At 56.1% G+C, this 8,377-nt stretch carries 9 protein-coding genes; 5 read left to right on the forward strand and 4 right to left on the reverse strand.

Annotated features, from left to right (window positions below):
* Positions 1 to 266 precede the first annotated feature (266 nt).
* A complete protein-coding gene (locus HMPREF2907_RS10395; RefSeq protein ID WP_070682631.1) occupies positions 267 to 755 on the reverse strand; it encodes a group II truncated hemoglobin in 489 nt (162 codons plus the stop codon).
* Between the two features lie 212 nt (positions 756 to 967).
* Between HMPREF2907_RS10395 and HMPREF2907_RS10400 the strand changes: the two genes are divergently transcribed.
* From HMPREF2907_RS10400 to argJ, 3 genes are all read left to right on the forward strand, one after another.
* A complete protein-coding gene (locus HMPREF2907_RS10400; protein WP_070682632.1) occupies positions 968 to 1,312 on the forward strand; it encodes a CidA/LrgA family protein in 345 nt (114 codons plus the stop codon).
* Positions 1,312 to 2,013, forward strand: coding sequence for an LrgB family protein (locus HMPREF2907_RS10405; RefSeq protein ID WP_070655788.1), 702 nt, complete (start codon positions 1,312 to 1,314; stop codon positions 2,011 to 2,013). Before HMPREF2907_RS10400 ends, HMPREF2907_RS10405 begins: the two co-directional genes overlap by 1 nt.
* An 82-nt stretch (positions 2,014 to 2,095) precedes the next feature.
* Positions 2,096 to 3,316, forward strand: a complete 1,221-nt coding sequence (argJ, locus tag HMPREF2907_RS10410) for a bifunctional glutamate N-acetyltransferase/amino-acid acetyltransferase ArgJ (protein WP_070682633.1) — start codon at positions 2,096 to 2,098, stop codon at positions 3,314 to 3,316.
* Between the two features lie 700 nt (positions 3,317 to 4,016).
* On the opposite strand, the gene HMPREF2907_RS10415 is transcribed toward argJ, so the two are convergent.
* From HMPREF2907_RS10415 to tsaB, 3 genes are read right to left on the reverse strand one after another with little or no spacing between them, the layout of a single operon-like run.
* Positions 4,017 to 4,856, reverse strand: a complete 840-nt coding sequence (locus HMPREF2907_RS10415; protein ID WP_070682634.1) for a uracil-DNA glycosylase family protein — start codon at positions 4,854 to 4,856, stop codon at positions 4,017 to 4,019.
* Positions 4,850 to 5,293 (reverse strand): ribosomal protein S18-alanine N-acetyltransferase, encoded by a 444-nt coding sequence (gene rimI / locus HMPREF2907_RS10420; RefSeq protein ID WP_070682635.1) that lies wholly within the window; start codon positions 5,291 to 5,293, stop codon positions 4,850 to 4,852. The genes HMPREF2907_RS10415 and rimI overlap by 7 nt, the downstream gene beginning before the upstream one ends.
* Positions 5,290 to 5,967, reverse strand: coding sequence for a tRNA (adenosine(37)-N6)-threonylcarbamoyltransferase complex dimerization subunit type 1 TsaB (gene tsaB, locus HMPREF2907_RS10425; RefSeq protein WP_070682636.1), 678 nt, complete (start codon positions 5,965 to 5,967; stop codon positions 5,290 to 5,292). The genes rimI and tsaB overlap by 4 nt, the downstream gene beginning before the upstream one ends.
* 191 nt (positions 5,968 to 6,158) lie before the next feature.
* Here tsaB and gluQRS point away from each other — a divergent pair, with 191 nt between their 5' ends.
* Together gluQRS and HMPREF2907_RS10435 are read left to right on the forward strand one after the other, a co-directional pair.
* On the forward strand, positions 6,159 to 7,064 hold the full coding sequence (gene gluQRS / locus HMPREF2907_RS10430) for a tRNA glutamyl-Q(34) synthetase GluQRS (protein ID WP_070682637.1): 906 nt from the start codon (positions 6,159 to 6,161) through the stop codon (positions 7,062 to 7,064).
* 184 nt (positions 7,065 to 7,248) lie between these two features.
* The gene (locus HMPREF2907_RS10435; protein ID WP_039407778.1) at positions 7,249 to 7,977 is read left to right on the forward strand and encodes a LytR/AlgR family response regulator transcription factor; all 729 of its coding nucleotides are present in this window, start codon (positions 7,249 to 7,251) and stop codon (positions 7,975 to 7,977) included.
* The last annotated feature ends 400 nt before the right edge of the window (positions 7,978 to 8,377 follow it).

Below are 8,377 nucleotides of genomic sequence, written 5' to 3' on the forward strand. Positions count from 1 at the left end.
TTGTCCTGATTTTTGTTAATCCACTATATGGTTCATAAAAAATCAAGACATTTTCAGACGACGGTCGAGGTCGTCTGAAAATGTCGTAATTCTATCCTGACTGCATTTAAAATGCTATTTTGCCACCTTGCCTAACTGTTACCGTCAAAAATATAGTCATCGAGATTCCCCTCCATTGATTGAAGCGCAAATGACTGCAACTTTACAGCAGCAGCCCTTTTATCAAACAGGGAAAACGGGAAGGGATTCGCCTTTTTCAGACGACCTCAAGCAGGAAAGGTTGTGAAATACCCGTCCACACCATATTGCTTTAAGACGTTTTTCAGATCGGGAATGCGGATTGCGGGATCGACCGCCATCGGCGGCATGGGCGGTTCTACGCCTTCTTCGTTTTGGTTGCGCATCCAGTCCGCCATCGCAAAAATGCGGATAAGGACGGGCTCGGCTAGGTCTTTGCCGATTTCCAGTTCGTTCATGGCTTGGGCGAAACAGGCGACCCATTCGTCGCGCACCTGCATATTCACGGCAAAGGGCATGTGCCGCGCCCGCAGCATGGGATGGCCGTATTTCTGCTCGAACAAGGGCGGGCCGCCGAGCCAGCCGCTGAAAAATTCGTAGAGTTTTTCGCGAATCAGCGTCATGTCTTCGCCGTGCATCTGGCGCAGGGCGCGGTATTGCGGCTCGAGTTCCATCAAGTCGTAAAAGCGGTCGGTCAGGTTGCGTACGCCTGTTGCGCCGCCGAATGCGTGATACATAGTGTTCTTTCTTTAAAGGTCGTCTGAAACGGGGATTTTAATGGACTGGGCCGCCTGCGTCATGCATGAGGTCGTCTGAAAACGCGGCCGGGACAAAATCAAACCGGCAAACGGGTTTTCAGACGACCCCAAGGGCGTTATGATTCAATTATTAACAAAGTTTCATAAACCGCCCGTCTGCAAAGCGGCAAACCATAGAGGAAACCCGACCCATGCACACCATCCGCGCCTTGCTCGTCCTGCTCGGCTGCCTCGCGCTCGGCGAAACCGCCGCCTACCTTACGGGCATCAAATTGCCCGGCAGCATTATCGGCATGGGCATTTTGTTTGCCATGCTTCAGGCGGGGTGGGTGAAAGCCGAGTGGTTGCAGCAGCTTACCGACGCGCTGATGGCAAACCTGACGCTTTTCCTTGTGCCGCCCTGCGTCGCCGTCATCAGCTATTTGGATTTGATTGCCGACAGTTGGCTGTCGATAATCGTTTCCGCCGCCGCCAGCACCGTGTGCGTCCTGTTGGTTACGGGCAAGGTGCATCAATGGATACGGGAGAAAATCTGATGGACGGCATCCTTTCCCTGTGGCAGCAGCCCAGCGTCCTGCTTTTCCTGACGCTGGCGGTTTACGCGCTGGCACTCATCCTCCGCGCGCGGACGGGCTACCTGCTGCTCAACCCCGTCTTAATCAGCACCGTTACCCTGATTGCCTACCTCAAAATCCTCGACATCGACTACGCCGTGTACCACGATGCCGCGCAGTTTATCGACTTCTGGCTCAAGCCCGCCGTCGTCGCACTTGCCGTCCCGCTTTATCAAAACCGTCAAAAAATCTTCAGCCAGTGGCTGCCCGTCATCGTCTCGCAGCTCGCCGGCAGCGTTACCGGCATCATCACGGGCATGTATTTCGCCAAATGGCTGGGCGCGGAACGCGAAGTCATCCTCTCGCTCGCCGCCAAATCCGTGACCAACCCCATCGCCATCGAAATCACCCGCACCATAGGCGGCATCCCCGCCATCACCGCCGCCACCGTCATCGTCGCCGGACTGGTCGGGCAGATAGCCGGTTATACCGTACTTAAAAACACTGTGGTCATGCCCTCGTCGGTCGGCATGTCGCTCGGCACCGCCTCACACGCCATGGGCATCGCCGCCTCGCTCGAGCGCAGCCGGCGCATGGCGGCATACGCAGGGCTGGGGCTGACCCTCAACGGCGTACTGACCGCCGCCATTGCCCCAATTATCATCCCCGTATTAGGATTCTGAACACTTTTCAGACGCCCCCCGATGAACCAAAAGGTCGTCTGAAAACCAAATCAACAACAACCCCAAACAAAGGAGCAGCAAAATGGCAGTCAACCTTACAGAAAAAACCGCAGACCAACTGCTGAACATCGACGGCATCCAACTCTTCACCGCCCGCGCAGGCATCAAACAAGCCGACCGCGCCGACCTGACCCTGATGGTACTTTCCGGAGGCAACACCGTCGGTGCCGTCTTTACTACCAACCGCTTCTGCGCCGCCCCCGTCCACATCGCCAAATCACACCTCTTCGATGAAGACGGCGTGCGCGCCATCATCATCAACACCGGCAACGCCAACGCAGGCACAGGCGCGCAAGGCAGAATCGACGCCATCGAAACCTGCGCCGCCACCGCCGAACAAACCGGCTGCAAACCCTCGCAAGTCCTTCCCTTCTCCACAGGTGTCATCCTCGAGCCACTGCCCGTCGGCAAAATCGTCGCCGCCCTGCCCAAAATGCAACCCGCAGACTGGGCAGACGCCGCGCGCGCCATCATGACCACCGACACCGTGCCCAAATCCGCCTCGCGCGAAGGCAGCGTCGGCGAAAAACACACCGTCCGCGCCACCGGCATCGCCAAAGGCTCCGGCATGATCCACCCCAACATGGCAACCATGCTCTCCTTCATCGCCACCGATGCCAAAGTTTCCCAACCCATCCTCCAACTGATGACCCAAGAAATTGCCGACGAAACCTTCAACACCATCACCGTTGACGGCGACACCAGCACCAACGACAGCTTCGTCATCATTGCCACCGGCAAAAACAGCCAAAGCGAAATCGACAACATCGCCGACCCGCGCTACAAACAGCTCAAAGACCTGCTCGGCAGCCTCGCTCTCGAGCTTGCCCAAGCCGTCGTCCGCGACGGCGAAGGCGCGACCAAATTCATTACCGTCCGCGTCGAAAACGCCAAAACCCGCGACGAAGCCCGCCAAGCCGCCTACGCCGTCGCCCACTCGCCGCTGGTCAAAACCGCCTTCTTCGCCTCCGACCCCAACCTCGGCAGACTGCTCGCCGCCATCGGCTACGCAGGCATCGCCGATTTGGACACCGACACCGTCGAAATGTATCTGGACGAAGTATTGGTTGCCGAAAACGGCGGCCGCGCCGCAAGCTACACCGAAGAGCAAGGGCAGGCAGTGATGGCAAAAGACGAAATCACCGTCCGCATCAAACTCCACCGCGGACAAGCCGCCGCCACCGTCTATACCTGCGACCTGTCGCACGACTACGTCTCCATCAACGCCGACTACCGCTCGTAAGGACAGATTTTAAGTTTTCGGTTTTCAGACGACCTTGTGCGTCGGAAATCCAATCCACAGGCAAATTGTAGCGTGGGCTATGCCCACGAAAATATGAAAGGTCGTCTGAAACCTGTACGCAGATTTTCAGACGACCTTCACTTTTCAAAAAACAATCCGTGGGCAAAGCTCACGCTACGGTTAGCTTTCAACCTGTAATGCGGGCTTTTCCGCGAAAACAGCCCATCAATTAAACAAAAATCCCCCGATGCCGTCATTCCCGCGCAGGCGGGAACCCACTTTTGAATCTCAGCAACTGTTTGGCAAATACCTGTTGCTTAGGCTTACGGCGTAGCGTGGGCTTTGTCCACGGATGAAGATAGCGAAAACACCTTTTAGAACAGGCTCTATGTTTTCACTACCGCGTGCAAAGACAAGGTTTTCAGACGACCTTTTGTGATGCAAATAACGCGGTTATCTTTACACTTACGCGTCATCAAACCCTGTCCGTGGGCAAAGCCCACGCTACGGCCGGCTGTTTTGCAAACACCCGTTGCATAGGGCTTCCAGTGGATTCCCGCCTGCGCAGGAATGACAGAATGTAATCTTTATCATCATCTTAGCGCGTGCCTCGTCCCCAAAACGCCTCCGCTGAAAAAATGCAAAAAAGTCGTCTGAAACCCTATTCCCAAGTTTCAGACGACCTTTGTTCCAATCAACCCTACAACACAGCCGCCGCTTTCTTCAATACCTGCCAGGCATATGCCTTCAGGCGCGGTTGGCGCAGCAGGCGGGCGGGGTGCGGGATGGTGAAATACGGTATGCCGCCGCACAATTCGTCCATGACCGCCATCATTTCTTTTTGTTCGAAAACCTGCCCTAAAAACAATACCGCACGGGCCTGGGACGATTCCAATTCATGCTTCAGTGTAGGCAATTCGGCGTGGATTTGCGCTTCCGAGGGATGCGGGCTGAACACGGGGGCGGCTTTCACCCAACTGGTTTTGTGCGCCTGCTGCGGGCTGAGGCGGATGGCGGCGAGCATATTGTCCAGCAGGACGCCGGTTTCGCCGTGAAACAATTCGCCGTGCAGCGTATCTTCGGTCGAAGGGCAGATGCTGACCACCATCAGGTGCGCAGTTTTGACTGTGGCGGACAGGCGCGGGAGGTCGTCTGAATGGTGCGGAGCGGCAGGCAAATCTGCCGTGTTTTGGATGCTGCGGGCTTGTTTGTCCGCAGGCGTTTCCTGTTTGGGTTTCGCCTCGGGCTGACGGGCCGCTTCGACAGCCACGGTTTGCAGGGATGGCATTTCGCGCTCGGGTACGTCCGGTTGGCTTCCGATGTGTACGGCTGCCATTGCTGACAGACGCGCCTGATGCGCCCCTGCCGACAGGGTGCGTTCCTGACGTGGGATGGTCGTCTGAACCGGCGCTGCCGCGGGTTTGGGCATACCGGTTTTGGGCGCGGCAAAAGCAGCGGGAACGGTTTTTGCACCGCGCTTGAGCCACATCGGCCCCAGTCCCAAGGCTTCGTGCAAATGGAGGTAACGGCTGCTTAACATGGTTTTTCCATCAAAATTGCGTCTTCATATCCGCCCCCGTGCAGGGGGTAATAATTTTTCCGCCGGCTTGTTTCGATAAAACCGTATTTGCGGTAGAGGCCGATGGCGGCGGCATTGCCTGCGCGGACTTCCAACAACAGGCGAGATACGCCTTGGCTTGAGGTCGTCTGAAACCAATATGCCAAAAGTTTTGAGGCGATGCCTTGTCGGCGGCACGCCGGAGCGGCGGCAATCAGATGCAACTCGGACTCGCCGCAGATTTCGCGCCAGACGGCAAAACCGCAGATTCCGCCTCCGCGTTCGCAGACGCAAACGGTATCGGCAGGATTTGCTACCGCTTCGAGAAACTGCCGCTCCGACCAAGGCGAGGGATTGCCCGCCGCATCGATTGCGGTCAGGGCGGCACAGTCATCAGAGCTTGCCTGACGGATGTTCATGGTTTCGCCTTCCTTTCCGCCTGCTCTTTCGCCGTCAGGGCGATCTTGTCGCGGACGTATAGCAATTCGGCATGTGCGGCGTCTGCCGCAGGATAACGCCCGCTCAGTGCCAGCTCGAGAAAATCGGCGGCAGTCGGCATGGACGGTATGCCGTCGAAAGGCGGCTTGTCAGCCAAGGCAAAGGCGTTGCCCACACCCGCTCCGAAGGTTTGTCCTTGCGGCAAAACGATTTCCGAAGCCTTGCCGACATGATAATCGCCCAAACGCGTATGGGATTGCGTATCAAACCACGCATAAAACACTTCGCCCATACGCGCATCGGTCGCCGCCAATACGCAAGGGCAGTCGGGAACCAGATAAGCCGCCGCGTCCAGACTCGGTACACCGACAACGGGCGCGTCGAAAGGAGTTGCCAAACCCTGCACGACACCCGCCCCGATACGCAATCCGGTGAACGCGCCCGGCCCTTGCGCATAAACGATGCCACCCAAATCCGACGCGCCTATGCCCGCCTGTTCGAACAACACGCGAATCTGCGGCAGGATGAGTTCTGACTGGCGCGTACCGACGTTTTCATGATACAGGCGCACCTCTCCGTCCGCACGCAAAGCGAGTGAAAGAAAAGACGTACCGGTATCGACGACAAGGATGGGACGTGAAGTATCAATGAGCATGGAATCTGTCCGTAATGTGTTGAAACGGCATTATAACATTGCCCGCAGAAGCAGTTGCTTGGTATAGTTTGCCCGTTTTCAGACGATCTTTCCCCAAAGGTCGTCTGAAAACCCTGCCGCAACGCAGTTAAAACGGACACGGCAAGTCCCGCCCAAACCGATTTCCATCAACCCGCTCCAATCCCAAAACCATGACGGCAACCCTACCAACAGACTACATCGGACGCTTCGCCCCCAGCCCCACCGGCCTGCTCCACATCGGCTCACTGCTGACCGCGCTTGCATCCTACGCCGATGCACGCGCAAACCGGGGCAAATGGCTGGTCCGCATGGAAGATCTCGACCCGCCGCGCGAAATGCCCGGTGCCGCCGCGCATATCCTGCACACGCTCGAAGCCTTCGGTTTCGAATGGGACGGCGAAGTCGTTTGGCAGAGCCGCCGCCATTCGCTGTACAGGGACGCCTTGGGTCGTCTGAAAGAAAAAGGCCTGCTCTATCCCTGTTATTGCAGCCGCAAAGACTGGCAGGCGGCCGCCGCCCAAGGTGCCGACGGATTCGTTTACAACGGACGCTGCCGCCGCCCCGAAGACCGCCCCCACACCGACAAACCGCCCGCATGGCGCATCCGCGTCAACGACGAAACCATCGGATTTGACGACGGTATCGTCGGACATTACGCCCAAAACCTCGCCCGCGACATCGGCGACTTCGTCCTCTTGCGTGCCGACGGATTTTGGGCGTACCAGCTTGCCGTCGTCGCCGACGATGCCGACCAAGGCATCACACACATCGTACGCGGGCAAGACCTGCTCGTTTCCACCCCGCGCCAAATCTACCTGCAACGCAGCCTCGGCTTCGCTACCCCGCATTACGCCCACCTCCCGCTTTTAGTCAACAAACACGGGCAGAAATGGTCAAAGCAGACGCTTGCCCCCGCCTTGGACGAAAACCATAAAGAACAATTACTCCGCCAAGTCCTGCAATACCTCAACCTTCCGCCCGCACCCGAAGTTTCCCGCCCGCAGGCGCTTTTATCTTGGGCGATAGAACACTGGCAGCCGCATAAAATACCGATACATGATATAGTTACGGAGTAGATTGGCGAGATTGCAACAAATTACTCGAGATATTATTCGAATGTAATTATTTTTTTACATAACACGCACATTAATACTTCATATTTACTATAATCGCCGTAACCAAATGCATAACGGGAAGACGGCCATCCGTGCCGACTTTTCACCCGACAGTCAAACTTAAAAATAACAAAAGAAAATCATTATGTTAAGTGTCATTATTGTTGAAGACGAAGTGCTCGCCGCAGAACGCCTGCGCATCTTGCTAGAAGAGTGCAACGTCGTCATCCTCAACGTATTCCACCACGCTCAGCCCGCTTTGGACTGGTTGAGTATGCACGAAGTCGATATCGTATTTGCCGACATCGGACTGCCCGAAATTACCGGACTCGAGCTGGTCGAACGCATCAAGCGTGTCGCCAAACGCCAGCCCGAAATCATCTTCACCACCGCCTACGAAGAACATGCCTTGCGCGCCTTCGAACTGGCGGCAGCCGACTACCTGCTCAAACCCATCCGCTCAACCCGCCTACAGGCGGCATTGGACCGGGTCAGCGAAAAATACCGCGAAAAAGCCGACGACTTTACCCATTTCCAAGTCTTCAGCCGCGACCGCATGATCGAAATCCCGTGGCAGCAGGCGCGTTATCTGATGGCGGAACACAAAACCGTCTTTCTGGTTACCGGCGATAGACAAAGCTACGAACTGCCCAAAACCCTGGTTTATTGGGAAGAATTGTTGGGCGAAAAAATCATCCGTCTCCACCGCAACGCCCTCGCCTTCCGCCACACATTAGACTACCTGATACGGTTGGACGACGACGATGACAGCGATTCCGCCTGGGGCGCGCAGATATTGGACATCCCCAAACCCCTGCCCGTCAGCCGCCGCCAGCTTTCCGCCATCCGCAAAATCCTCAAAAGCAAGGTGTAGATTTGCCGATAAAGCCCGAACCCTGCCTTTCATGCGCAGGGTTTTGTTTTTCGGGTTCAACCTGCTGTTCATCAGGTGCATTAAAGTAAAAAAAATCGCAAGCCAAAATGAAAACAGGACATTTGTCAGCCACCTTTGCCGACTGCGCAGGAATGACGGCATTATCAGATCATCCTTTAGGACTTGGCGACAAATAATCGCCGCCCGTCATCGAATCCCACGCTAGTCAGGGAATAGGAAAAGTTCGCCTCTTCGGCAAACAAGGTCGTCTGAAAACAAACGCCGCAGGTTGTGTTCAACCTGAAGCCGTTTTCAGACGACCTTTTGTCTGGTTTGGAAAGCCAGCGTATTATAGTGGATTAACTTTAACCCAGTACGGCGTTGCCTCGCCTTAGCTCAA

This window comes from Neisseria sp. HMSC055H02 (genome assembly GCF_001813335.1).
GTDB lineage: Bacteria > Pseudomonadota > Gammaproteobacteria > Burkholderiales > Neisseriaceae > Neisseria > Neisseria sicca_C.

Coding starts and splice junctions, on each gene's coding strand:
- HMPREF2907_RS10395 (WP_070682631.1), bottom strand. CDS start 755: ATGTATCACGCATTCGGCGGCGCAACAGGCGTACGCAACCTGACCGAC.
- HMPREF2907_RS10400 (WP_070682632.1), top strand. CDS start 968: ATGCACACCATCCGCGCCTTGCTCGTCCTGCTCGGCTGCCTCGCGCTC.
- HMPREF2907_RS10405 (WP_070655788.1), top strand. CDS start 1,312: ATGGACGGCATCCTTTCCCTGTGGCAGCAGCCCAGCGTCCTGCTTTTC.
- argJ (WP_070682633.1), top strand. CDS start 2,096: ATGGCAGTCAACCTTACAGAAAAAACCGCAGACCAACTGCTGAACATC.
- HMPREF2907_RS10415 (WP_070682634.1), bottom strand. CDS start 4,856: ATGTTAAGCAGCCGTTACCTCCATTTGCACGAAGCCTTGGGACTGGGG.
- rimI (WP_070682635.1), bottom strand. CDS start 5,293: ATGAACATCCGTCAGGCAAGCTCTGATGACTGTGCCGCCCTGACCGCA.
- tsaB (WP_070682636.1), bottom strand. CDS start 5,967: ATGCTCATTGATACTTCACGTCCCATCCTTGTCGTCGATACCGGTACG.
- gluQRS (WP_070682637.1), top strand. CDS start 6,159: ATGACGGCAACCCTACCAACAGACTACATCGGACGCTTCGCCCCCAGC.
- HMPREF2907_RS10435 (WP_039407778.1), top strand. CDS start 7,249: ATGTTAAGTGTCATTATTGTTGAAGACGAAGTGCTCGCCGCAGAACGC.